Genomic DNA, 24,656 nt, shown 5'->3' with positions numbered 1-24,656 from the left:
CTCGACCACCGCACAGCCGTCCTCTCACCCACGGCCGATCGCTTCGAAAGGCCTAACCGCAGGTCGCCATGGAAGCCATTCGCCGACGTATCGAAACCCAGGTGCTCAGCATGACCGGTCTGGCCCTCGGCCAGCTCGACCTGGAAAACCCCAAGGGCGACCCCGGCCTGTTCGGCCCACAGAGCGTGTGCTGGCGCGTGCATGGTGACTTCACCAGCATGCTGATCGGCGGTATCAGCGCGCTGCTGTTGCAGCTGCTGCACCCCCTGGCCCTGGCCGGGGTCTGGGATCACTCCAATTTCCGCAAGGACTTGATCGGTCGGCTGCGGCGTACCGGGCAGTTCGTGGCCGGCACCACGTTCGGCTCGACTCGGGACACTGACTGGCTGATCGAGAAAGTGCGCAAGGTCCACCTGCATGTGGTGGGCACCGCCCCGGATGGCAGGCCCTATGCCGCCAGCGACCCGGACCTGCTGACCTGGGTGCACGTGGCCGAGGTCAGCAGCTTTCTGGCCGCACACCTGCGCTATCACGATCCGCACATGACGCCCGCCGACCAGGACCGCTACTACGACGAAGTGGCCCTGACCGCCGAGCGCCTGGGGGCACGCGGCGTGCCCCGCAACCGTGCCGAGATCGCCAGGTACCTGGAAGCCGCGCGCCCGGAACTGCGTTGCGACGCCCACAGCCTCGAAGTGGTGCAGGTGCTGCTCGACGCACCGGCCCCGAGTCGTCTGGCGGTGCCCGTGGGCAAGCTGATGCTCAACGCCGGCATCGACCTGGTCCCGGAGTGGGGCCAGCACCTGCTCGGCCTGCAACTGGGCCCGATCGAGCGCCGCCTGACGCGCGTGGGCGTGCATGGCATCGCGCCGATCCTGCGCTGGGCCGTGCGTGACAGCTCGCTGTACCGGGCGCGGCGACGCATGGGCATCACCTGAAACAGGCTGGGTGATGGCCCTCGGAACCCAAGCACCCTGCCAGACTCCAACCCTCCCCCGCTCGCGACAGACGACTGCTGACATGATCAAAGGAGTGAGCCGCCTTGCCGCGGCCCTGTTGGCCCTCGTGGCCCTGTACGGCCTGATCGGTTTCTTCATCCTGCCGGGCGTCGCCCTGCGCATCGCCAACCAGCAGTTGCAGCAGTACGCGACGGTTCCGGCCGAGCTGCAACGCCTGGAATTCAACCCTTTCAGCCTCGAACTGACGCTCTGGGGCCTGAAGATCGGCGCACCGGACAAGCCAACCCTGGGGTTCGAGCGGCTGTACGGGCATCTGCGGCTGGGCAGCGCCTGGCGCGGCGTCCTGCACCTGAGCGAGGTCGAGCTGGACAAGCCCCGCACCCAGGTGGCGTTCGCCAAGGACGGTACGCTCAACCTTGCCCAGTTGTTCACGCTGCCCAAGTCCCCAACGGCAGCGGACGAGCCCGAGGCCAGGCCGCTACCCGTGCGCATCGACCAGGTGCGGATCAATGACGGCTACCTGCGTGTGCGCGACGCTCGCCCGAGCGAGCCGATCGTGCTGCTGTACGATTCGCTGAACCTGGAGTTGAAGCACCTGAGCACGCTACCGGGCGACGACGCCGAGATGACCCTGGTGGCCAAGGGGCCCGACGGCGGACAGATCGACTGGGCCGGCACGTTCAGCCTGCTGCCGTTCCGCTCCCAGGGCACGCTGAAGATCACCGACGGGCAGATGAAGCTCTGGTGGCCGTATGTCCGCGATAACGTGCCTCTGGTGCTGGAAGACGGACGCTTCAACCTCGAGACCCGGTATCGTCTCGACCTGACCCGACGGACCGAGCTGGTACTGGACAAGGCCTCGCTGACCATTGCGCCCTTCGCCCTCAAGACCCGCGATGGCTCGAAACTGCTGCGTGTCGCCAACCTGCGTGCACGTGACGCGTCCGTTGACCTGGTCCGGCAGACTGTCGACATCGGCACCTTGCGCAGCGACAACCTGGAGACCTGGGTCGCGCTCGAGGCAGATGGTCGACTCGACTGGCAGGCGCTGCTAGCCCCGCCTGCGGACACCTCCGCTCGCACCGCCCGCAACGAGGCGACACCGCGTTCGCCAAAGACCACTGGCACCCCCTGGCAGATACGCGTCAACGATACACGCCTGCGAGGGTACCGGGTGCACCTCGCGGACCGTCGTCCGGCAGAGCCCGTCCTGTTGGACGTCGGCCCGCTGAACCTGGACGTGAAACGCTTCGACAGCCTGAACAAGACCCCCTTCACCCTTACGCTCGACACGGGCGTGGGCAAGGAGGGCCGGCTCCAGGCAACAGGCCAGGTCAATCTCGCACCGGTCAGCGCCCAGCTCGATGTCGTCACCCGCGACCTCGACCTGCGCATCGCCCAGGCCTACATCACCCCGCACATCCGCCTCGAGCTGCGCAGTGGCCGACTCGACAGCGACCTGAAGGTGGACCTCGAGCGCATGGAGCCTCTGGCGTTCACCGTGACCGGCAAGGCCCAGGTGGACCAGCTGCATACCCTCGACACCCTCAAGGACCGCGACCTGCTGAAATGGCAGCGCCTGACCCTCGAGGGGCTGTCATACGTGCAGGGCGATGCATTGACAGTCGACACGGCCACGCTCGACCAGCCCTATGCGCGGTTCATGATCAACGAAGACCGCAGCACCAACATCGACGACCTGCTCATCGAGACGCCGTCGGAAAAGGCCCAGCGTCAGCAGGCACGTACCAGTACCCCGTCCGAACCGGCCCTGGGCATTCACATCGGCCGTACGCTGATCAAGAACGGTGCGGCGAATTTCGCCGACTTCACCCTCACGCCGTTCTTCGCCACGGCCGTCCAGCAGCTTCACGGCACCATCGGCACGATCGACAACCGCCGCGCCGAGCCCGCCCGGATCGACATCGAGGGCAAGGTCGACCGTTATGCGCCGGTCGCGATCAATGGCAAGCTCAACCCCTTCGACCCCATGGCCAGCCTGGACATCGCCGCCGGCTTCAGGCGTGTCGAGCTGACCACATTGACGCCCTATGCCGGCAAGTTCGCCGGCTACCGCATCCGCAAGGGCCGGCTCAACCTGGACCTGCACTACGTGATCACCCAGGGGCGACTGGTGGCCGAGAACGAAGTGGTCGTCGAACAGCTGCAACTGGGCGAACGGGTCGACAGCCCCGACGCGCTCGACCTGCCGATCCGCCTGGCGGTGGCGCTGCTCAAGGACAGCAAGGGCACCATCTCGTTGTCCTTGCCCGTCTCGGGCGACCTGCGCAACCCGCAGTTCCAGGTCATGCCGATCGTCTGGCAGACCTTGCGCAACCTGGCCCTGCGCGCGGTGCAATCGCCCTTCCGCTTCATCGGTGGCCTGGTCGCCGGGGGCGATGCCGAGGACTTGAGCACGGTCAGCTTCGTCCCTGGCTCGAGCGAACTGGACGCCTCGGCGCGCGCCTCCCTGGATACCTTGGCCGCAGCCCTGGCCAAGCGACCCAAGCTACGCCTGGAGATTGAAGGCACCAGTGCGCAGGCCAGCGACGGCCCGCTGATCGCCCAGCAGCGCCTGGAGCGGGAGTACCAGACCACGTGGTACAAAGTCCTCCAGCGCCGCGGCGACAAGGTGCCCGCTGACGCTTCGCTGCTGCAGGTCAAGGACGAAGACAAGCCTGCGTTGCTCGAAGGCATCTACCGCACACGGCTCAAGCAGCAGCCGCCCGCCGAATGGGAGCGCCTCGATGCCGCGCAACGTACCGCACGGCTGCGCGATGCCCTTCTCGACACATGGGCGAAAAGCCCTACCCTGCTGCGGCTGCTCGGGCAGGAGCGTGCCGGCAGCATCAAGGATTACCTGGTCAGCCACGGCAAGCTGGCGGACGAACGCGTCTACTTCATCGACACGACCCTGGGCACCGCACGACCTGACGGCCGTATCGTCACGCCGCTGCACCTGGACGCTGAATAAGCTACGTCTGCCGACCGAACACGAGGCGCAAACGAAAAGACCCCCGGCATCGCTGCCGGGGGTCTTGGTCAACGTTGGCCAGATCCGTCTGGCCACTCGCTGGGTGCTTATTCGGCTTTCAGGCCGTCAGCCGAAACAGCCTGAACGCCTTTGATCTTCTTGGCGATCGAGACGGCGACTTCTTTCTGCGACTCGCTGACTTTCACGTCGGAGGACAGGGAAACCACGCCTTTGTTGGTTTCGACTTTGATGTCGCTGCCTGGAATGCCTTTCTCGGTCAGCAGGTCAGCTTTGACCTTGGTGGTGATCCAGGTGTCAGAGGTGTCTTGCTTGACTTCTTGGGTAGTCGTGTTGGCCGCCAGCGTCATAGGTGCCTGTGCAGACTGCTGAGCGAAAGCGGCGTTAGCCATGGTCAGCGTCAGAGCGGTAGCAGTAGCGGCAGCAATGGCGAACTTCTTCATACGGAACACTCCTGGTCTTCGATAGGGCTGAGCCAGTCTTTGCGGCGTCAGTACTTATCAGAGTGCACAAGCGATGCCAGGTTCAATTCTTAATAAAACCCTTTTAAATCAACAGCTTATCAGCTAGCGGAATATTATGCGTCGTGCAAATTGCATACTGTCGCGTTTTTTTGCAGGCAAGATGCAAGCTTGCCGCATGCCTTCGCACGGCGGGCATGAAAAAGGGCCCACGAGGGGCCCTTTCTTGACGCAGTGTCGTGCTTAGACGCCCGAGGCCTTGGCCGCGGCGACGTCCTTGATCGACAGCTTGATACGGCCACGGTTGTCCACGTCCAGTACCAGCACTTCGACTTCCTGACCTTCCTTGAGGATGTCGGTGACCTTCTCCACGCGCTCGTTGCTGAGCATGGAGATGTGCACCAGACCGTCTTTGCCCGGCAGGATGTTGACGAAGGCACCGAAGTCGACGATACGCTCGACCTTGCCGACGTAGATCTTGCCGATCTCGGCTTCGGCGGTGATGCTCAGCACGCGCTGACGCGCAGCCTCGGCCGCTTCTTTGCTTTCGCCGAAGATCTTGATCGAGCCGTCGTCTTCGATGTCGATCGACGCCTTGGTCTCTTCGCAGATGGCACGGATGGTCGCGCCGCCTTTACCGATGACGTCACGGATCTTGTCGGTGTCGATCTTCATCGCGATCATGGTCGGCGCGTTGGCCGAAAGCTCGGTACGCGATTGGGCGATGATCTGGTTCATCTGGCCGAGGATGTTCAGGCGCGCTTCCAGGGCTTGGCCCAGGGCGATCTCCATGATCTCTTCGGTGATGCCGTTGATCTTGATGTCCATCTGCAGCGCGGTAACGCCCTTGGCAGTACCGGCCACCTTGAAGTCCATGTCGCCCAGGTGGTCTTCGTCACCCAGGATGTCGGTCAGGACCGCGAACTTGTCGCCTTCCTTGACCAGGCCCATGGCGATACCGGCCACGGGGGCCTTCATCGGGACACCGGCGTCCATCAGGGCCAGCGAAGCACCGCAGACCGAGGCCATGGAGCTGGAACCGTTGGATTCGGTGATTTCCGAGACCACACGGATGGTGTACGGGAATTCGCTGTCGCTCGGCAGCATGGCCTGAACGCCACGACGGGCCAGGCGGCCGTGACCGATTTCACGACGACCGGCGCCGCCCATGCGGCCGCACTCACCCACCGAGAACGGCGGGAAGTTGTAGTGCAGCATGAAGGCATCGCGCTTCTCGCCTTCCAGGGTGTCCAGCAGCTGGGCGTCACGGGCAGTACCCAGGGTCGCGACGACCAGGGCCTGGGTTTCGCCACGGGTGAACAGGGCCGAACCGTGGGTCTTGGGCAGAACGCCGACTTCGATGTTCAGCGGACGCACGGTGCGGGTGTCACGGCCGTCGATACGCGGCTTGCCGTTGACGATGTTCTCGCGGACGGTGCGGTATTCCAGCTCACCGAAGATCTCTTTGACCGCGCCAGCGCTCGGGCCGGTTTCTTCGTTGCTGAAGCGTGCCACGACCTGGTCGCGCAGCTCGCCCAGACGGGCATAGCGATCGGCTTTCAGGGTGATGGTGTAGGCTTCGGAGATGGCTGCGCCAAACTCGCCACGCACGGCGTCGAGCAGTGCGGTGTTGGCGGCGGCAGGCTGCCACTCCCAGGTCGGCTTGGCGGCTTCGGCAGCCAGTTCCTTGACGGCCTTGATGACGGCCTGGAACTCGTCGTGGGCGAACAGCACGGCGCCCAGCATCTGGTCTTCGGTCAGTTCCTTGGCTTCGGATTCGACCATCAGCACGGCGGAGTCGGTACCGGCCACGACCATGTCGAGGCTGGAGGCAGCCAGTTGCTCGTAGGTCGGGTTCAGCAGGTAGCCGGTGCTTTCATGGAAGGCAACACGGGCGGCGCCGATCGGGCCTTCGAACGGAATACCGGAGATGGCCAGGGCAGCCGAGGTACCGATCATCGCGGCGATGTCCGGATCGGTCTTCTTGCTGGTGGAGACGACGGTGCAGACGACCTGCACTTCGTTCATGAACCCTTCGGGGAACAGCGGACGGATCGGACGGTCGATCAGGCGCGAGGTCAGGGTCTCTTTCTCGGAAGGACGGCCTTCACGCTTGAAGAAACCACCTGGGATCTTGCCGGCGGCGTAGGTCTTTTCCTGGTAGTGCACGGACAGCGGGAAGAAGCTCTTGCTCGGATCGGCCTGCTTGGCACCGACCACGGTGACCAGCACGGTCACGTCGTTATCGACGGTGACCAGCACGGCGCCGGAGGCCTGGCGGGCAATGCGGCCCGTTTCGAGCGTAACGGTCGACTGACCGAACTGGAATGTCTTGATGACCGGGTTCACGGTTTCTACCTTCTTCAATGGCTCTGGGGGAAACGGGTTTCTTGCGAATGCTTGGGCAGTACAGGGAATCGGCCCTGTCGACCGTCCAGATAAAACAAAAGGTTGGAAGCCTGGCTGGCCGAGCTGAACATCGCTCGACCAGACCAGACCGCCAACCTCTTCGACGAACATGACCTGTTCTCGTGCACCGCTGCCAGGCAGCGATGCTCGAGACCGCAACACGCCATGTGCACCACGTGGCCGAGCCGCTATTAGCGACGCAGGCCCAGGCGACCGATCAGGGCGCTGTAACGGGTGGTGTCCTTGCCCTTGAGGTAGTCCAGCAGCTTACGACGCTGGTTAACCATGCGGATCAGGCCACGACGCGAGTGGTGGTCTTTCTCGTTGGCCTTGAAGTGGCCTTGAAGCTTGTTGATGTTGAAGGTCAGCAGGGCAACCTGAACTTCCGGGCTACCGGTGTCGCCGGCGGCTTGCTGATAGTCTGCAACGATCTGAGCTTTTTCTTCGACGCTGAGGGCCATGTGGCTTCTCCTGATAAACGGATCCCGCACGCGGGGTCCAATAGGCCAGGGACGGAGCCCTGTATTAATGTAAGAGGCGTGACCGTGCCTATTGACAGCCATCCTCGGTCCACGGGCATCGGCCGAAGCCTTTGCCCATGGTTTCGGTCATTCCGACCGAATCAAGCGACGCGGCGCGATACGCCCGTCTTCGCTCACTTCACCGATACCGATGAAGCGACCGTCGTGATCCTGTACGCGCACCATGCCGAAGGCCGGTGCTTCCGGTGCCCTTACTGCCTGCCCATGCAGCCAGTAGAACGCACTGTGTTCCGACAACTGCACCAGCGGCCAGTCGAGCAGGCCGCTGTCGGAAGGGAGCAGGAAGCGATCGAGCGCTTCGTGTCCGCCTTCGGCATGAGCCTGTTCGAGCGCCTCGAGCGTCACCGTACGGGCCAGGTCGAAGGGACCGGCCTGCGTACGCCGCAACTCGGCGACGTAGGCGCCGCATCCGAGCACTTCGCCGATATCCTCGACCAGCGTGCGGATGTAGGTGCCTTTGCTGCAACCCACCGACAGTCTGGCACGTGTGCCATCGACGTCGAGCAGTTCCAGGTGGTTAATAGTAACAGAACGCGCCTCGCGCTCCACTACCTCTCCTGCACGTGCCAGTTTATACAACGGCTGGCCATCGCGCTTGAGCGCCGAGTACATCGGCGGTACCTGGCTGATCGGACCCCGGAACTGCGGCAGTGCAGCGTCGATGTCGGGGCGACCGACGGTCACCTCGCGCGTGCACAGCACCTCGCCTTCGGCGTCGGCAGTGTTGGTGGTCTGGCCCAGCTGCATGACCGTCTCGTAGCCCTTGTCGGAATCGAGCAGGTACTGGGAGAACTTGGTCGCCTCCCCGAAGCACAGCGGCAGCACGCCGGTGGCCAGCGGATCGAGGCTGCCGGTGTGGCCGGCCTTCTCGGCATTGAGCAGCCAGCGCACCTTCTGCAGGGCCGCATTGGACGTGAAGCCCAAGGGCTTGTCGAGCAGGATGATGCCGCTGACGTTACGACGGATACGTTTGACCTGGGCCACCGCTTACTCCTCGGCGTCCGGCTTGTCGGCATCCTGGTGCTGACGGTCTTCGGCCACCGCGCGCTCGATCAGCGCCGACAGGTGGGCACCCCGGCTGATGCTCTCGTCGAAGTGGAAGTGCAGCTGCGGGACGCTGCGCAGGTTCATCGCGCGGCCCAGGTGCAGGCGCAGGAAGCTGGCGGCGCTGTTGAGCGCCTTGAGGGTCTGCGCCACGGTGTCGGAACCGTCGGCACCCATGACGGTGATGAACACCTTGGCATGGCCCAGGTCACGGCTGACGTCCACGGCGGTGATGGTCACCAGACCGACACGGGGATCCTTGACCTCGCGACGAATCAGCTCAGCCAGTTCGCGCTGCATCTGATCGCCGATACGTTGGGTACGGCTGTATTCTTTTGCCATCGTTGTTACCTGTCACTGAAGCGGCAAACGCCCGACCAGGCGAAAGCCTGACCGGGCGCTGTTTGTAGAGAGCGATCGGGCCTCGCAGAAGACGACCCGACGTTCTCCCTGACACATCGCTTAGAGCGTACGTGCCACCTGGACCTTCTCGAAGACTTCGATCTTGTCGCCGACCTTGACGTCGTTGTAGCTCTTGACGCCGATGCCGCACTCCATGCCCGAACGCACTTCGGCAGCGTCGTCCTTGAAGCGACGCAGCGATTCCAGCTCGCCTTCGAAGATCACCACGTCCTCGCGCAGTACGCGGATCGGACGGTTGCGGTAGACGGTGCCTTCGATGACCATGCAGCCAGCGATGGCGCCGAACTTCGGCGAACGGAACACGTCACGCACTTCGGCGACGCCCAGGATGTTCTCGCGAACATCGCTGCCGAGCATGCCGGTCAGGGCTTTCTTGACGTCTTCGATGATGTCGTAGATCACGTTGTAGTAACGCATATCCAAACCTTCCTGCTCGACGATCTTGCGCGCACCGGCATCGGCACGCACGTTGAAGCCGAACAGCACGGCGTTGGACGCCAGCGCCAGGTTGGCATCGCTCTCGGTGATACCACCGACGCCGCCACCGACCACACGCACCTGGACTTCGTCGTTGCCCAGCCCGCCGAGCGAGCCTTGCAGCGCTTCCAGGGAACCGCGCACATCGGTCTTGAGCACGATGTTGAGGGTCTTCTTCTCTTCCTGACCCATGGTCTCGAAGATGTTTTCCAGCTTGCCGGCGTGGGCGCGGGCCAGCTTGACCTCGCGGTACTTGCCTTGACGGAACATCGCCACTTCACGGGCTTTCTTCTCGTCGGCGACCACGGACAGCTCGTCACCGGCTTCCGGCGTACCATCCAGGCCGAGGATCTCGACCGGAATCGACGGGCCGGCTTCCTTCACAGGCTTGCCGTTCTCGTCGAGCATGGCACGGACGCGGCCGTAGTTGGAACCGCACAGCACCATGTCGCCCTGACGCAGCGTACCGTCCTGAACCAGGATGGTAGCGACCGGACCACGGCCCTTGTCGAGACGCGATTCGACCACGACGCCACGACCTGGAGCGGTCGGCGTCGCGCTCAGCTCGAGGATCTCGGCCTGCAGCAGGACGGCTTCGAGCAGCTCGTCGACACCGGTACCCATCTTCGCCGAGACCTTCACGAACGGCGTGTCACCACCCCAGTCCTCGGAGGTCACGCCTTCGACGGACAGCTCGTTGCGGATGCGGTCGAGGTCGGCACCCGGCTTGTCGATCTTGTTCACCGCCACGACCAGCGGAACGCCCGCTGCCTTGGCATGCTGGACGGCTTCGCGGGTCTGCGGCATCACGCCGTCGTCCGCTGCCACCACCAGGATGACGATGTCGGTCGCCTTGGCACCACGGGCACGCATCGCGGTGAACGCGGCGTGGCCCGGGGTATCGAGGAAGGTGACCATGCCGCGGTCGGTTTCCACGTGGTAGGCACCGATGTGCTGGGTGATACCACCGGCCTCGCCTGCGGCGACCTTGGCACGACGAATGTAGTCGAGCAGCGAGGTCTTGCCGTGGTCGACGTGACCCATCACGGTCACCACCGGTGCACGCGATTCGGTCTCGCCTTCGAACTTCAGCGATTCGGCCAGGGAGTCTTCCAGCGCAGTGTCGCTGACCAGCTTGACCTTGTGGCCCAGCTCTTCGGCGACCAGCTGTGCGGTCTCACGGTCCAGCACCTGGTTGATGGTGACGGGCGTGCCCAGCTTGAACATGAACTTGACGACTTCAGCGCCCTTGACGGCCATCTGCTGTGCCAGCTCGGAGACGGTGATGGTCTCGCCGAGGGTGACGTCACGGACGATCGGGCCGGTCGGGCTCTGGAAGCCATGCTGGTTGCGCTTCTTCAGCTTGCCCTTGCCACCGCGACCGCGACGGAAACCATCGCTTTCTTCTTCGGTGGTACGCGGCGCGGCACGCGGCGTCGGGGCCTTCTCTTTCTCTTTGACCTTGACCTTCACCGACACGCGCGGCGCTTCGTTGCGGCGCTCGCCACGACGATCGTCCTCACGGGCACGCTCGCCACGACGGGCGTCGTCCTTCTTGCGCTCGGCAGCTCGCGCAGCGGCGTCTTCGGACGTCGGTGCGTTGGCCGCAGGTGCGGCGGCCGGAGCCGGTGCCGGTGCAGCGGCAGCAGGTGCAGCGGCAGGTGCGGCCTTGGGCGCTGCACCCGACTCGCGACGGGATTGCTCCTCGATGCGCTGACGGGAATCGGCGTTGGCCTTGACACGCGCGGCTTCTTCGGCGGCACGACGCTCTTCGAGCTCGCGCTTCTGCTCCGCCTGGATCTCTTCCTGGCTGCGCTGAACGAATACTTTCTTCTTGCGTACTTCTACGCTGATGCTCTTGCTACCGGCGACACGCAGGGTGCTGGTGGTCTTGCGCTGCAAGGTGATCTTGCGCGGCTCTTCCGCCTTGGCCTTGTGGCCACTTTTCAGGTGGTTCAGCAAAACCTGCTTTTCATTGTCGGTCACTACCTGACCGGCGTCGGTGTGCGGCAGACCTGCCTCACGCATCTGCTGCAGCAGGCGCTCTACCGGTGCTTCGACCTCTCGGGCCAGTTCTTTCACCGTGACTTGCGTCATGCACTTCTCTCCTCAGGCCGCGCCTAATTACTCGAACCAGTGGGCTCGGGCGGCCATGATCAACTTGCCGGCACGCTCTTGGTCGATGCCGTCGATGTCGAGCAGGTCGTCAATCGACTGCTCGGCCAGGTCTTCGCGGTTAACCACGCCGCGCACCGCCAGTTCCGCTGCCAGGTCGTCGTCCATGCCCTCGAGGGAGAGCAAGTCTTCGGCCGGGTGAGCGTCTGCCAGTTTTTCCTCGGTAGCGATGGCCTTGGTCAACAAACGATCCTTGGCACGAGCGCGAAGCTCGTTGACGATGTCTTCGTCGAAGCCGTCGATGTTGAGCATTTCTTCCAACGGTACGTAGGCAATTTCTTCCAGGCTGGTGAAGCCTTCGTCGACCAGCACCTGAGCCAGTTCTTCATCGACTTCCAGCTCTTCGATGAAGTTGCGCAGGATATCGCCAGTCTCGGCCTGCTGCTTGGCCTGGATGTCCTTCTCGGTCATCACGTTCAAGGTCCAGCCGCTCAGCTGGCTGGCCAGGCGAACGTTCTGACCGCCACGACCGATCGCCTGGGCGAGGTTGTCCTCGGCCACGGCGATGTCCATGGCATGGGCATCCTCGTCGACGATGATGGCTGCCACTTCAGCGGGCGACATGGCGTTGATGACGAATTGTGCCGGGTTCTCGTCCCAGAGGACGATATCCACGCGCTCGCCACCCAGTTCGCCGGAAACGGCCTGGACGCGCGAGCCACGCATGCCGATGCAGGCACCTTGCGGGTCGATGCGCTTATCCTTCGAGCGCACGGCGATCTTGGCACGCGAACCCGGATCACGGGACGCAGCCATCACTTCGATCAGACCCTCGGCGATTTCCGGGACTTCGATCCGGAACAGCTCGATCAGCATCTGTGGGGCGGTACGCGACAGGATCAGCTGCGGACCACGGTTTTCGGTACGGATTTCCTTGAGCAGCGCACGCAGGCGCACGCCGACCCGGAAGGTCTCGCGGGAAATGATGTCCTCACGCGCCAACAGGGCCTCGGCATTATTGCCCAGGTCGACGATGACGTTGTCGCGGGTGACTTTCTTGACCGTACCCGAGATGATTTCACCGACGCGCTCGCGGTAGGCGTCGACGATCTGCGCACGCTCGGCCTCGCGGACCTTCTGTACGATGACCTGCTTGGCGGTCTGGGCGGCGATGCGTCCGAACTCGATGGACTCGATCTTTTCTTCGATCACGTCACCGACTTTGGCCTCGGGGTGGCTTTCCTGGATCTTGCTCGGCCAGACTTCAATGGCCGGATCGTCCAGGTCGTCTTCCTCGACCACGGTCCAGCGACGGAAGGTTTCGTAGCTACCGGTGTGGCGGTTGATTTCCACACGCAGGTCGACTTCGTCTTCAAAACGCTTCTTGGTCGCGGTGGCCAGGGCCACTTCCAGCGCCTCGAAAATGACGCCGGGCGGAACGCCCTTTTCGTTGGATACCGATTCAACAACCAGCAGTACTTCTTTGCTCATCGTACGCCTCGCCTTGCGCAAGCCTTCAGACCCGGAATCTCCGCCGGGCCAGGCACGTCTCAGTCAAAACTGGGAATGATATTGGCCTTGTCGATCGAGTCGATCGGCAACAGGAACTCGTGGGTGTCTACCTGAACCACCACGTCCTGCTCCTCCACACCGCGGAGAAGGCCTTGGAAGTTACGCCGCCCTTCGAACGGCGTACGCAGTTTGATCTTCACTTGTTCACCGGCATGCAGGGCAAACTGTTCAAGGGTGAACAGCGGCCGGTCCATGCCGGGAGAAGACACTTCGAGGGTATATTCGGAGCTGATTGGATCTTCTACATCCAGTACGCCACTGGCCTGACGGCTGACCGCTTCGCAGTCGTCCACCAGGATGCCGCCCTCTTTGTCGATGTAGATACGCAGGACCGAATGCTTGCCTTGGGAGATGAATTCGATCCCCCAGCATTGGTAGCCCAGACCCTCGACAACCGGGGCCAGCAAGGCCTGCAACTGTTCTAGCTTGCTCGACACCTGAACCCCCTCGTGCATGCTGTGCAAATAAAAAATGGGCGAAGCGCCCATCCCTGATACGCCGTCGGACAACGGCGCTAAGACTGTTCAGCTAACAAAAAGCCCCTGTGAAGGGGCTCCGCTGACATTGGTTGCGGGGGCTGGATTTGAACCAACGACCTTCGGGTTATGAGCCCGACGAGCTACCAGACTGCTCCACCCCGCGTCAACGCTGGAGCGAAAGTATAAGACCGAACCCGCGAAGGGGTCAATCTGACCTCCACCTGCAAGAAAGCCCGCAACAGCGGGCTCTCATGCTTCAATTGGTACCGAGAAGGGGACTCGAACCCCTACACCCTATGGGCACAACCACCTCAAGGTTGCGTGTCTACCAATTCCACCACCTCGGCAATACTACATGAAACCTGTTACTGCTGCTCTTCAGCCGGAGGAGGTACATCACCCGTGTTAGGGGTCGTTGCGCTCTTCTGTTCTTGGAGCACCGGTACATCATCATTCAATACCGGTTTTTGTTGCTGCTGAACTTCCATGACCGCTGGATCTGGAAGACCGGCTTGAGAAAGCTCATGTGCTTTCTGCTTTGCGAAGTATCCTAACCCAAGTGCTGTCAAAAAGAAAGAGGCAGCAAGTATAGCAGTGATTTTACTGAGGAACGTTGCGGAGCCCTGACTACCGAATACGGTATTCGAAGCACCTGCGCCAAACGAGGCACCGGCTTCCGCACCTTTACCCTGTTGCAGCAACACCAGCGCGATAACCCCGATGGCACCCAACAGATGAAAAACGACTACGACTGTTTCCAGCATTTGTTCAGTTTCCTGCGGCGCGACAAATTGCACCGAATTCGTCTGCGTTCAGGGACGCTCCACCAATGAGCCCCCCATCGATATCCGGCATGCCGAACAACTCAACCGCATTGGCTGCCTTGACGCTACCGCCGTACAGGATCTGTACGTTGGCGGCGATCTCGGCATCCTTTGCCGCCAGCTGGCTTCGGATCGCGGCGTGCACATCCTGGGCCTGCTGAGGCGTCGCCGTCAGCCCTGTACCGATGGCCCAAACAGGCTCGTAGGCAATGACCGCATTGGCAAAGGCCGTAACACCCAATGCATCGATGATACTGTTCAACTGCCGGCCGACAACTTCCAGCGTCTTGCCCGCCTCGCGCTCTTCAAGGGTTTCCCCAATACACAGCACGGGCTTCAAACCACTTTCCTGGGCAGCTGCAAACTTGCGATTGAGCACGTCGTCATCTTCGCCTATCAATTGGCGTCGCTCGGAGTGCCCGATCAGGACCAGTGTGCACCCTGCATCGGCCAGTTGAGCCGGTGATATTTCACCGGTCAACGCGCCTTGCCCAGGCTGTACCGCAGAATTCTGTGACCCGATGAGTATTCCCGTGCCTTGCACACCCTCGACAACGCGATGGATGAACAACTCAGGGGGGAATACCGCCACTTCGATACTGCCCGGAAGGGCCAGCCTGCTTAGGCCGGAGACAAGCTCAGCGACGCTGGCGCGGGTACCGTGCATTTTCCAGTTACCAGCTACCATGGGGCGACGCATGCTTTACCTCGTCGATCAAAGTGGGCGCAGATCTTATCCAAACGGATTCGCGCTGGCAAGCCTCTTTCACGCACAAACCTCGGTGACCAGTTTGGCCAACGATTCGGCATGCTTGCGCACCTGGCCTTCGTCGTCGCCCTCGACCATCACCCGCACCAGCGGCTCGGTCCCCGACTTGCGCAGCAGCACGCGGCCACGCCCGGCCATGGCCTCGGTCGCCTCGGCGCTGGCCTGCTTGACCTCGGGATGTTCCAGCGGGTCGACGTCGCTGCCAGAGAAGCGCACGTTGATCAGCACCTGCGGGCACTTGCGCAGCGCCTGGCGGGCCTGGGCCAGCGTCTCGCCGCGACGCTTGAGCGCCATCAGCACTTGCAAGGCAGCGATGATCGCATCACCGGTGGTGGTGTGGTTGCAGCACACCACGTGCCCGGAGTTCTCGCCACCGAGCTGCCAGTCGCGCTCTTGCAGTTCGGCCATCACGTAACGGTCGCCGACCTTGGCGCGCGCGAACGGAATGCCCAGCTCGCCCAGGGCCAGCTCAAGGCCCAGGTTGCTCATCAGGGTACCGACCACACCCCCGTGCAGCTTGCCGCGCTCCTGCAGGTCGCGGGCGATGATGAACAGCAGTTCGTCACCGTCGACGATCGCACCGGTGTGGTCGACCATCAGCACGCGGTCACCGTCGCCATCGAAGGCGATGCCCAGATCGGCATGCCCGACCAGCACGGCGGCCTGCAGCGACTCGATGTGCGTCGAGCCACAGCCCTCGTTGATGTTCAGCCCATCGGGCTGGGCATGCAGCACGGTGACGTCGGCGCCCAGCTCGCGGAACACGCTTGGGGCCACCTTGTACGTCGCGCCGTGGGCACAGTCGACCACCAGCTTGAGGCCGGCGAAATCGGTGCTGCTCGGCACGCTGCTCTTGCAGAACTCGATGTAGCGACCGGCGGCGTCGTTGATCCGCGAGACCTTGCCCAGCTTGCTCGACTCGACCACGGTCATCGGCTGGTCGAGCAGTTCCTCGATCATCAGCTCGATGTCGTCGGGCAGCTTGACGCCCTGGCCCGAGAAGAACTTGATGCCGTTGTCGTCGTGGGGGTTGTGCGAGGCACTGATGACGATGCCGGCTTCGGCGTGGAAGGTGCGCGTCAGATAGGCGATGGCCGGCGTCGGCATCGGTCCCAGCAGCATCACGTCGGCACCGGCGGCGGAAAGCCCGGCCTCGAGGGCCGATTCGAACATGTAGCCGGAGATGCGCGTGTCCTTGCCGACCAGCACACGGCAGTTGCCCTGCTTGCGGAAGGCCATGCCTGCGGCCCAACCGAGCTTGAGCATGAAGTCGGGCGTGATCGGGTATTCACCGACACGGCCACGGATGCCGTCGGTACCAAAGTATTTTCTGCTCATGACGAGGCTCCAGGATTCTTTTATTCGGCGTTCTGCACCGCAGCGATCATGCGCACCATATCGACGGTCTCGTGCACATCATGGACGCGAAGGATACGCGCGCCCTTGGTCATCGCCAAGGCAGCCAACGCCAGGCTGCCATAGAGTCGCTCGTCGACCGATCGTTCCAGGGTCAGGCCGATCATGCTCTTGCGCGAGACGCCGACCAAGAGCGGGCGACCCAGGCGATGCAACGCCTCGAGGTGCTTGAACAGGCTCAGGTTGTGGGCCAGGGTCTTGGCGAAGCCGAACCCCGGGTCGAGCACGATGCGGCTGGCGTCGATACCGGCGGCGGCACAGGCTGCCATGCGCGATTCCAGGTAGCGCGCCACGTCCTGGGTCACGTCGTCGTAGCGAGGATCGTCCTGCATGGTGCCAGGCTCGCCGCGCATGTGCATGAGGCACACGGGTAACCCGGTGGCGGCCGCTGCATCCAGTGCACCGTCGCGCTCGAGGGCGCGCACGTCGTTGATCAGGCCAGCACCGAGCCGCGCCGCTTCGCGCATGACCGCGGGCGTGGAGGTATCGACCGACACGATCACGTCCAGGTGAGCCGCGATGGCTTCGACCATGGGCGCCACACGCTCGAGTTCCTCGGTGACCGACACGGCGCGCGCACCCGGCCGGGTCGACTCGCCGCCGACGTCGATCAGCGTCGCACCGGCGGCCACCATGGCCTCGGCGTGGCGCAATGCCGCGTCGCGACGCGCGAACTGGCCGCCGTCGGAAAAGGAATCGGGGGTGACATTGAGAATGCCCATGACATGGGTCTGGGACAGATCAAGCACCCGGCTGCCGCAAGGCAACCGGGTGGGGTACTGCTGAGAGCTCATAGGCGCCCTTAGTGTTGAGCGGCAGGGCCACCGATCGGGGACTCGGGACGATCGCCTTGTGGCGCGGCCGGCGTGCCGGACGGCCCGGCGTCGTTGTTGTCCCAGTCACGCGGCTCGCGCGGGGTGCGACCGGCCATGATGTCGTCGATCTGGTCGGCGTCGATGGTTTCGTACTTCATCAGCGCTTCGGCCATGGCATCGAGCTTGTCGCGGTTCTCCGTGAGGATCTGGCGAGCGGTGTCGTAGCAGTGGTCGATGATGCTGCGCACTTCGGAGTCGATCAGCTTGGCGGTCTCACCCGAGACACTGGTGTTCTGCCCCGACGAGCCGCGACCCAGGAACACTTCGCCCTCTTCCTCGGCATACATCAGCGGACCCAGCTTCTCCGACAGGCCCCACTTGGTGACCATGTTCCGGGCGATCTGGCTGGCCCGCATGATGTCGTTCGAAGCGCCAGTGGTGACACCGTCGAAGCCCAGGGTCATTTCCTCGGCGATCCGGCCGCCGTACAGCGAGCAGATCTGGCTGATCAGCGCGCGCTTGGACAGGCTGTAGCGGTCTTCCTCGGGCAGGAACATGGTCACGCCCAGGGCGCGACCACGGGGGATGATCGACACCTTGTAGACTGGGTCATGCTCAGGCACCACACGACCGACGATGGCGTGACCGGCTTCGTGGTAAGCGGTGTTCTGCTTCTCTTTCTCGGACATGACCATGGTCTTGCGCTCGGCGCCCATCATGATCTTGTCCTTGGCCAGCTCGAATTCCTTCATCTCGATCGTGCGCTTACCTGAACGGGCAGCGAACAACGCGGCCTCGTTGACCAGGTTGGCCAGGTCCGCACCGGAGAAGCCAGGGGTGCCACGGGCGATGACCGCCGCGTTGACGTTCTCGCTGATCGGCGCCTTGCGCATGTGCACCTTGAGGATCTGCTCACGGCCACGGATGTCCGGCAGCCCCACCACGACCTGGCGGTCGAAGCGGCCAGGACGCAGCAGCGCCGGGTCCAGCACGTCGGGACGGTTGGTCGCGGCGATGACGATGATGCCATCGTTCATCTCGAAGCCGTCCATCTCCACCAGCAACTGGTTGAGGGTCTGCTCGCGCTCGTCGTGACCGCCACCCATGCCGGCGCCACGGTGGCGGCCGACGGCGTCGATCTCGTCGATGAAGATGATGCACGGTGCATGCTTCTTGGCCTGCTCGAACATGTCGCGCACGCGGCTGGCGCCGACACCGACGAACATCTCGACGAAGTCCGAACCGGAGATGGTAAAGAACGGTACCTTCGCTTCACCGGCGATGGCCTTGGCCAGCAAGGTCTTACCGGTGCCGGGCGGGCCGACCATCAGCACACCGCGGGGGATGCGGCCACCGAGGCGCTGGAACTTGCCCGGATCACGCAGGAATTCCACCAGCTCGCCGACTTCTTCCTTGGCCTCGTCGCACCCGGCGACGTCAGCCAGGGTGGTCTTGACCTGGTCCTCGGAAAGCAGGCGCGCCTTGCTCTTGCCGAAGCTCATCGGGCCGCCCTTGCCACCGGCCCCACCCTGCATCTGGCGCATGAAGAACATGAACACCGCGATGATCACCAGGATCGGGAAACTGGCCACCAGCAGCTGGGTCCAGATGCTCTGCTGTTCAGGCTGCTTGCCTTCGACCACGACACGGTTGTCGACCAGATCGCCGATCAGGCCGTTGTCGGCGATGGCCGGGCGGACGGTCTTGAAGTTGTCGCCATCGGTACGCTTGCCCGTGATGACGGCGCCGTCGACGGTCACGCGCTCGACCTTGCCTTCCTTCACTTGCTGAATGAAGTCGGAGTAGTTGAGGGTCTGCGGCTCGTTCGGGCTGGAGAAGTTGTTCATCACCGTCACGAGGACCGCCGCGATGATCAACCACAGGATCAGGTTCTTTGCCATGTCGTTCAATTAGCTACCCTCTGAGGTCCGGCGCACGACGCGGCCGTGCCTCGCATGATATTCACCGGCGTAACTTACTACATTACCTACGCATCCGCAGGCGCCGTCTGTAACCCTTTGTGAAACTTAGCCTACACGAAGATCCGACAAGCCCGTCAGAAAACGCCGATTGGAATTAACTATCACTTGACGTGGCAGCGCCTGCCCTGTGGCACGCCCTACCCCTTCCAACCTCTGGCGAGCAGGTATTGCTCGCGGGAACGGTCCCGCGACGAGGACGGCTTGCGCATCTGCACCTTGTCGAACTTGCCACGCACGTCCTTGAGGTACTGATCGAAGCCTTCTCCCTGGAATATCTTGATCAGGAAATCGCCGCCAGGTTTCAACACACGGCTGGCCAGATCCAGGGCCAGCTCACACAGGAACATCGCCCGCGGCATGTCGACCTCGGGGGTACCACTCATATTGGGGGCCATGTCGGAAATCACAAGGTCCACGTGGGAATCGCCGACCGCCTGCAGGATGCGCTCGAGCACCTCGTCCTGGGTGAAGTCGCCCTGGATGAAGGTCACGTCGGGAATGCTGTCCATCTCGAGGATGTCGGAGGCGATCAGGCGCCCCTGCCCGCCGATCAGACGACTGGTCACCTGCGACCAGCCACCGGGGGCCGCGCCCAGGTCGATCACGCTCATGCCGGGGCGGATCAATCGGTCCTTTTCCTGGATCTCCAGCAGCTTGTAGCTGGCGCGCGAGCGGTAGCCGTCTTTCTGCGCCTGTTTGACGAAGGGGTCGTTGAAATGCTCTCTCAGCCAGTTATGGCTGCTTTTGGAACGTTGCGCCACGGGGCACCTCGATGATATGCGTCGTGATTGACTGGGCGGAGCCACGGGCCCTCGGGTAAAATGCCCGTCAATTTTACAGAATCAGACGAAAAGGGTCAGATTATGCCGCTCAATAACGAGCAGAAGAAGCAGTACAAGTCCATTGGTCATGACCTCAAGCCTGTCCTGATCGTCGCCGGCAATGGGGTGAACGAAGGTGTGGTGGCCGAACTGGAGCGCGCCCTGGCCGATCACGAGCTGATCAAGGTAGAGATCCGCTCGGAAGATCGCGAAGAACGTGCCGCGGCCATCGCCGAGCTGTGCAAGGTCGGCCGCGCCGAACTGGTGCAGACCATCGGCAAGAAAGCCCTGATCTACCGCAAGAACCCGCAGCCGAACAAGCAGCTGTCGAACGTCCACCGCTACAAGTAAGCGGTGAAGCCCCTCAGCGGCGCGGCGTGCGCGCCCTGACGGGGACCGGCTGGGCCACCAGCACGATGCCGGCAAAGCCCAGCGTCAGGAAGCAGAGCATCTGCCACCGCTCCCCGACGGCAATGCCGTAGCGCAGCGTGTAGTACGCCACGCAGGCAGTGAATCCCAGCAACAGCATCTGCCCACGGAACTGACGCCACCAGGCCGGCAGACCGTCGACCCGCGCCAGCACCGCCAGCTGGATCATCAGCCCGAGCCATGCCACGCCGACCAGCCAACGGTCGATCTGCGCGGCGACATCCTGCACCAGCAAGGGTGCCAGGCCGCTGACCTTGAGCGCCGGCACCAGCCCCACGTGGAACACCCACAGGCCGCCGACCCAGAAAACCTGGGCCAGCTGCCAGAGGATGCCCTCGAGGGACGGCGCCCGCAGGCGCCGGTCAGACGTGCTTGACTTCGACAATCTCGTACTCGACCGTGCCGTTGGGCGTCTTGACGACCACCGTGTCACCTTCTTCCTTGCCGATGATGGCACGGGCGATCGGGGCGCTGCTGGACAGCTTGCCCTTCTTCACGTCGGCTTCGTCCTCGCCGACGATCTGGTAGGTCACCTGATCGCCGGTTTCGGTGTTCTCGAGCAGCACGGTGGTGCCGAAGATGACCTTGCCGGTGTGGGCGATGGTGGTGACGTCGATCACCACGGCGTTCTGCAGGCGGCCTTCGATGTCACGGATACGCGCCTCGACCATGCCCTGCTCTTCACGGGCGGCATGGTATTCGGCGTTTTCCTTCAGGTCGCCCAGCTCGCGCGCTTCGCCGATAGCCTGGCTCAGGCGCGGACGCTCGGTCTTGCTCAGGAAGGTCAGCTCCTCTTCCAGGGCGCGAGCGCCCTGAACGGTCATGGGGTACTTGGTCATGCTCATGGTTTGAGTCCTGCGTGCAGATCCTGCAAGCGGCGCACGGTCTTTTCCGGACCGAACTTCAGCGCTTCGCAGATGGCTTCACCCGCGGCAATGGTCGTGGTGCAGTAGATCTTGTGCTGCAGCGCGTTGCGGCGGATCGAGTAGGAGTCAGCGATCGACTGACGGCCTTCGGTGGTGTTGATGATCAACGATACTTCGTCGTTCTTGATCATGTCGACCACATGAGGGCGCCCCTCGGTCACTTTGTTGACGCGACGCACCTTCAGACCGGCCTGCTCGATCACCTTGGCGGTGCCGGCAGTGGCCACGATCTCGAAGCCCAGGCCGATCAGGTCACGGGCCACGCCCGCGACTTGCGGCTTGTCGTCGTCACGCACACTGATGAAGGCGGTGCCACCGGTCGGCAGCACTTCGCTGGCGCCCATCTGGGCCTTGGCGAAGGCTTCGCCGAAGCTGTCGCCCACGCCCATCACTTCACCGGTGGACTTCATCTCTGGGCCGAGGATCGGGTCCACGCCCGGGAACTTGGCGAACGGGAAGACGGCTTCCTTGACGCTGTAGAAGTTCGGGATGATTTCTTCGGTGAAGCCCAGTTCCTTGAGCGTCTTGCCGGCCATGACGCGCGCGGCGATCATCGCCAGGGAGGTGCCGATGCACTTGGACACGAACGGCACGGTACGCGAGGCGCGCGGGTTGACCTCGATCACGTAGATCTTGTCGCCCTGCAGGGCCAGCTGCACGTTCATCAGGCCGACCACGCCCAGCTCCAGGGCCATCTTGCGCACCTGCTCGCGGACTTCGTCCTGGACTTCCTGGCTCAGCGAGTACGGCGGCAGCGAGCAGGCCGAGTCACCGGAGTGAACGCCGGCCTGTTCGATGTGCTGCATGATCGCGCCGATCACCACGTCGGTGCCGTCGCAGACCGCATCCACGTCCATCTCGATGGCGCAGTTGAGGAAGTGGTCGAGCAGCACCGGGCTGTCGTTGGAGACCTGGACCGCTTCACGCAGGTAGCGCTTGAGCTCGTCCAGTTCGTAGACGATCTCCATGGCGCGACCGCCCAGCACGTACGAAGGACGCACCACCAGCGGGTAGCCGATGTCGCCGGCGGCACGGATGGCTTCGTCTTCGCTGCGCACGGTGGCGTTCGGCGGCTGCAGCAGGTTCAGGCGCTGCACCATCTGCTGGAAGCGCTCGCGGTCTTCGGCGCGGTCGATGGCGTCCGGGCTGGTGCCGATGATCGGTACGCCGGCCTCTTCCAGGGCGCGAGCCAGTTTCAGCGGGGTCTGGCCGCCGTAGTGGACGATGACGCCCTTGGGCTTCTCGACGCGGCAGACTTCCAGCACGTCTTCCAGGGTCAGTGGCTCGAAGTACAGGCGGTCGGAGGTGTCGTAGTCGGTCGACACGGTCTCGGGGTTGCAGTTGACCATGATGGTTTCATAACCATCTTCACGCAGCGCCAGGGCCGCATGGACGCAGCAGTAGTCGAACTCGATGCCCTGGCCGATACGGTTGGGGCCGCCGCCGAGGATCATGATCTTGTCGCGCGTCGACGGGTTGGCCTCGCACTCTTCCTCGTAGGTGGAGTACAGGTAGGCGGTGTCGGTGGCGAACTCGGCAGCGCAGGTGTCGACGCGCTTGTAGACCGGCAGCACGTCCAGCTTGTGGCGATGACGGCGCAGGTTCTTGTCGGTGATCCCGAGCAGTTTCGCCAGGCGCTGGTCGGAGAAGCCCTTGCGCTTGAGGCGACGCATCAGGTGGGCGTCGATGTCGGCCAGGCCCAGGGTCTTGATCTTTTCCTCATCCTTGATGAGGTCTTCGATCTGCACCAGGAACCAGTGGTCGATGCTGGTCAGGGCGAAGATCTCGTCGCGGGTCATGCCGGCACGGAAGGCATCGGCCACGTACCAGATACGCTCGGCGCCCGGCACGGTCAGTTCGCGCTTGAGGGTGCTGGCCGCTTCCGGGCTGGCCAGGTCGACTTTCGGGTCGAGGCCGCAGGCGCCGACTTCCAGGCCGCGCAGGGCTTTCTGCAGGGATTCCTGGAAGGTCCGGCCGATGGCCATGACTTCACCGACCGACTTCATCTGGGTGGTCAGGCGGGCGTCGGCCTTGGGGAATTTCTCGAAGGCGAAGCGTGGCAGCTTGGTGACGACGTAGTCGATCGACGGTTCGAACGAAGCCGGGGTACGACCGCCGGTGATGTCGTTCTGCAGCTCGTCGAGGGTGTAGCCGACGGCCAGCTTGGCGGCGATCTTGGCGATCGGGAAGCCGGTGGCCTTGGAGGCCAGCGCCGAGGAACGCGACACCCGCGGGTTCATCTCGATGACGACCATGCGGCCGGTGTCCGGGCAGATGCCGAACTGCACGTTGGAGCCGCCGGTTTCGACACCGATCTCACGCAGCACCGCCAGCGAGGCGTTGCGCATGATCTGGTATTCCTTGTCGGTCAAGGTCTGGGCCGGAGCGACAGTGATCGAGTCGCCGGTGTGCACGCCCATCGGGTCGAAGTTCTCGATGGAGCAGACGATGATGCAGTTGTCCTTCTTGTCGCGGACCACCTCCATCTCGTATTCCTTCCAGCCGATCAGCGATTCGTCGATCAGCAGTTCCTTGGTCGGCGACAGGTCCAGACCACGGGCGCAGATCTCTTCGAATTCTTCACGGTTGTAGGCGATGCCACCCCCGGTGCCGCCCATGGTGAAGGACGGACGGATGATGCACGGGAAGCCCAGGCGCTCGAGGACGGCGTTGGCTTCGTCCATGCTGTGGGCGATGCCGGAACGCGGGCATTCCAGGCCGATGGCCTTCATGGCCTTGTCGAAGCGCGAACGGTCTTCGGCCTTGTCGATGGTGTCGGCGTTGGCACCGATCATTTCCACGCCGAACTGCTCGAGCACGCCATGGCGCTCCAGGTCCAGGGCGCAGTTCAGCGCGGTCTGGCCACCCATGGTCGGCAGCACCGCGTCAGGGCGCTCCTTCTCGATGATCTTGGCCACCGACTGCCACTTGATCGGCTCGATGTAGGTGGCGTCGGCCATCGACGGGTCGGTCATGATGGTGGCCGGGTTGGAGTTCACCAGGATGACGCGGAACCCCTCCTCGCGCAGGGCCTTGCAGGCCTGGGCGCCGGAGTAGTCGAATTCGCAGGCCTGGCCGATCACGATCGGGCCAGCGCCGAGAATCAGGATGCTTTTGATGTCTGTACGTTTTGGCATGGTTGTCACTCAAATCCGCGGGTCAGTCGGCAAGCCGTCTTGAACGATCTTGGTCGGGCGCGTC

At 63.3% G+C, this 24,656-nt stretch carries 20 protein-coding genes and 2 tRNA genes; 3 read left to right on the top strand and 19 right to left on the bottom strand.

The features are described 5' to 3' along the window. Positions 1-68: 68 nt before the first annotated feature. Positions 69-938, top strand: coding sequence for a histidine kinase (locus APT63_03010; GenBank protein AMA44667.1), 870 nt, complete (start codon positions 69-71; stop codon positions 936-938). Positions 939-1,020: 82 nt separating this feature from the next. Further along, the gene (locus APT63_03005; protein ID AMA44666.1) at positions 1,021-3,933 is read left to right on the top strand and encodes a hypothetical protein; all 2,913 of its coding nucleotides are present in this window, start codon (positions 1,021-1,023) and stop codon (positions 3,931-3,933) included. A 107-nt stretch (positions 3,934-4,040) separates the two neighbouring features. Here the strand turns inward: APT63_03005 and APT63_03000 are convergent, their stop codons facing one another. The 16 genes from APT63_03000 to APT63_02925 form a co-directional block, all read right to left on the bottom strand. After that, a complete protein-coding gene (locus tag APT63_03000) occupies positions 4,041-4,394 on the bottom strand; it encodes a phospholipid-binding protein (GenBank protein ID AMA44665.1) in 354 nt (117 codons plus the stop codon). A gap of 261 nt (positions 4,395-4,655) precedes the next feature. After that, positions 4,656-6,761 carry a polyribonucleotide nucleotidyltransferase gene (locus APT63_02995; GenBank protein AMA47773.1) on the bottom strand — a complete coding sequence of 702 codons (2,106 nt, stop codon included), beginning with the start codon at positions 6,759-6,761 and terminating at the stop codon, positions 4,656-4,658. A 251-nt stretch (positions 6,762-7,012) separates the two neighbouring features. Beyond that, the gene (locus APT63_02990; protein AMA44664.1) at positions 7,013-7,282 is read right to left on the bottom strand and encodes a 30S ribosomal protein S15; all 270 of its coding nucleotides are present in this window, start codon (positions 7,280-7,282) and stop codon (positions 7,013-7,015) included. A gap of 147 nt (positions 7,283-7,429) precedes the next feature. Further along, complete coding sequence (locus APT63_02985) at positions 7,430-8,347, bottom strand: pseudouridine synthase (protein ID AMA44663.1); 918 nt, start codon at positions 8,345-8,347, stop codon at positions 7,430-7,432. 3 nt (positions 8,348-8,350) lie between these two features. Continuing rightward, a complete protein-coding gene (locus tag APT63_02980) occupies positions 8,351-8,749 on the bottom strand; it encodes a ribosome-binding factor A (GenBank protein AMA44662.1) in 399 nt (132 codons plus the stop codon). A gap of 120 nt (positions 8,750-8,869) precedes the next feature. Beyond that, on the bottom strand, positions 8,870-11,404 hold the full coding sequence (locus tag APT63_02975; GenBank protein ID AMA44661.1) for a translation initiation factor IF-2: 2,535 nt from the start codon (positions 11,402-11,404) through the stop codon (positions 8,870-8,872). A gap of 27 nt (positions 11,405-11,431) precedes the next feature. Then, positions 11,432-12,913, bottom strand: coding sequence for a transcription elongation factor NusA (gene nusA, locus APT63_02970; GenBank protein ID AMA44660.1), 1,482 nt, complete (start codon positions 12,911-12,913; stop codon positions 11,432-11,434). Positions 12,914-12,972: 59 nt separating this feature from the next. Beyond that, a complete protein-coding gene (locus APT63_02965; GenBank protein AMA44659.1) occupies positions 12,973-13,431 on the bottom strand; it encodes a ribosome maturation factor RimP in 459 nt (152 codons plus the stop codon). A 128-nt stretch (positions 13,432-13,559) separates the two neighbouring features. After that, positions 13,560-13,636, bottom strand: a tRNA-Met gene (locus APT63_02960). Positions 13,637-13,734: 98 nt separating this feature from the next. Further along, positions 13,735-13,820, bottom strand: a tRNA-Leu gene (locus tag APT63_02955). Positions 13,821-13,838: 18 nt separating this feature from the next. Then, complete coding sequence (locus APT63_02950) at positions 13,839-14,237, bottom strand: preprotein translocase subunit SecG (GenBank protein AMA44658.1); 399 nt, start codon at positions 14,235-14,237, stop codon at positions 13,839-13,841. 4 nt (positions 14,238-14,241) lie between these two features. Then, a complete protein-coding gene (locus tag APT63_02945) occupies positions 14,242-14,997 on the bottom strand; it encodes a triose-phosphate isomerase (GenBank protein AMA44657.1) in 756 nt (251 codons plus the stop codon). 66 nt (positions 14,998-15,063) lie between these two features. After that, a complete protein-coding gene (gene glmM / locus APT63_02940; protein AMA44656.1) occupies positions 15,064-16,404 on the bottom strand; it encodes a phosphoglucosamine mutase in 1,341 nt (446 codons plus the stop codon). 20 nt (positions 16,405-16,424) lie between these two features. Continuing rightward, entirely contained in the window at positions 16,425-17,276 is an 852-nt protein-coding gene (gene folP / locus APT63_02935) for a dihydropteroate synthase (protein AMA44655.1), read from the bottom strand. An 8-nt stretch (positions 17,277-17,284) separates the two neighbouring features. Then, positions 17,285-19,198: an ATP-dependent metalloprotease gene (hflB, locus tag APT63_02930; GenBank protein AMA44654.1), complete on the bottom strand. Its 1,914-nt coding sequence runs from the start codon at positions 19,196-19,198 to the stop codon at positions 17,285-17,287. Positions 19,199-19,416: 218 nt separating this feature from the next. Continuing rightward, entirely contained in the window at positions 19,417-20,040 is a 624-nt protein-coding gene (locus APT63_02925) for a 23S rRNA methyltransferase (protein AMA44653.1), read from the bottom strand. A 102-nt stretch (positions 20,041-20,142) separates the two neighbouring features. On the opposite strand from APT63_02925, the gene APT63_02920 reads away from it, so the two are divergent. Then, complete coding sequence (locus tag APT63_02920) at positions 20,143-20,451, top strand: RNA-binding protein (protein ID AMA44652.1); 309 nt, start codon at positions 20,143-20,145, stop codon at positions 20,449-20,451. A 13-nt stretch (positions 20,452-20,464) separates the two neighbouring features. Here the strand turns inward: APT63_02920 and APT63_02915 are convergent, their stop codons facing one another. Genes APT63_02915 through carB form a run of 3 tightly spaced genes read right to left on the bottom strand, consistent with a single transcriptional unit; the run spans position 20,465 to position 24,592 of the window. Beyond that, positions 20,465-20,914, bottom strand: coding sequence for an MFS transporter (locus tag APT63_02915; GenBank protein ID AMA44651.1), 450 nt, complete (start codon positions 20,912-20,914; stop codon positions 20,465-20,467). Next, complete coding sequence (greA, locus tag APT63_02910; GenBank protein ID AMA47772.1) at positions 20,892-21,368, bottom strand: transcription elongation factor GreA; 477 nt, start codon at positions 21,366-21,368, stop codon at positions 20,892-20,894. Before greA ends, APT63_02915 begins: the two co-directional genes overlap by 23 nt. 2 nt (positions 21,369-21,370) lie before the next feature. Then, positions 21,371-24,592, bottom strand: a complete 3,222-nt coding sequence (carB, locus tag APT63_02905) for a carbamoyl phosphate synthase large subunit (GenBank protein ID AMA44650.1) — start codon at positions 24,590-24,592, stop codon at positions 21,371-21,373. Positions 24,593-24,656 lie beyond the last annotated feature (64 nt).

This window comes from Pseudomonas monteilii, assembly GCA_001534745.1.
Classification (GTDB): domain Bacteria; phylum Pseudomonadota; class Gammaproteobacteria; order Pseudomonadales; family Pseudomonadaceae; genus Aquipseudomonas; species Aquipseudomonas alabamensis.
The sequence above is the reverse complement of the archived record's forward strand: the minus strand, read 5'-3'. Positions and strand labels throughout refer to the sequence as shown.

Bases quoted from the DNA above. Each gene is read 5' to 3' on its own strand.
- APT63_02945 (AMA44657.1), bottom strand. From the start codon at position 14,997: ATGCGTCGCCCCATGGTAGCTGGTAACTGGAAAATGCACGGTACCCGC.
- glmM (AMA44656.1), bottom strand. From the start codon at position 16,404: ATGAGCAGAAAATACTTTGGTACCGACGGCATCCGTGGCCGTGTCGGT.
- APT63_02920 (AMA44652.1), top strand. From the start codon at position 20,143: ATGCCGCTCAATAACGAGCAGAAGAAGCAGTACAAGTCCATTGGTCAT.
- APT63_02980 (AMA44662.1), bottom strand. From the start codon at position 8,749: ATGGCAAAAGAATACAGCCGTACCCAACGTATCGGCGATCAGATGCAG.
- APT63_02975 (AMA44661.1), bottom strand. From the start codon at position 11,404: ATGACGCAAGTCACGGTGAAAGAACTGGCCCGAGAGGTCGAAGCACCG.
- carB (AMA44650.1), bottom strand. From the start codon at position 24,592: ATGCCAAAACGTACAGACATCAAAAGCATCCTGATTCTCGGCGCTGGC.
- APT63_03000 (AMA44665.1), bottom strand. From the start codon at position 4,394: ATGAAGAAGTTCGCCATTGCTGCCGCTACTGCTACCGCTCTGACGCTG.
- folP (AMA44655.1), bottom strand. From the start codon at position 17,276: ATGAGCTCTCAGCAGTACCCCACCCGGTTGCCTTGCGGCAGCCGGGTG.
- nusA (AMA44660.1), bottom strand. From the start codon at position 12,913: ATGAGCAAAGAAGTACTGCTGGTTGTTGAATCGGTATCCAACGAAAAG.
- greA (AMA47772.1), bottom strand. From the start codon at position 21,368: ATGACCAAGTACCCCATGACCGTTCAGGGCGCTCGCGCCCTGGAAGAG.
- APT63_03005 (AMA44666.1), top strand. From the start codon at position 1,021: ATGATCAAAGGAGTGAGCCGCCTTGCCGCGGCCCTGTTGGCCCTCGTG.
- APT63_03010 (AMA44667.1), top strand. From the start codon at position 69: ATGGAAGCCATTCGCCGACGTATCGAAACCCAGGTGCTCAGCATGACC.
- APT63_02990 (AMA44664.1), bottom strand. From the start codon at position 7,282: ATGGCCCTCAGCGTCGAAGAAAAAGCTCAGATCGTTGCAGACTATCAG.
- hflB (AMA44654.1), bottom strand. From the start codon at position 19,198: ATGGCAAAGAACCTGATCCTGTGGTTGATCATCGCGGCGGTCCTCGTG.
- APT63_02950 (AMA44658.1), bottom strand. From the start codon at position 14,237: ATGCTGGAAACAGTCGTAGTCGTTTTTCATCTGTTGGGTGCCATCGGG.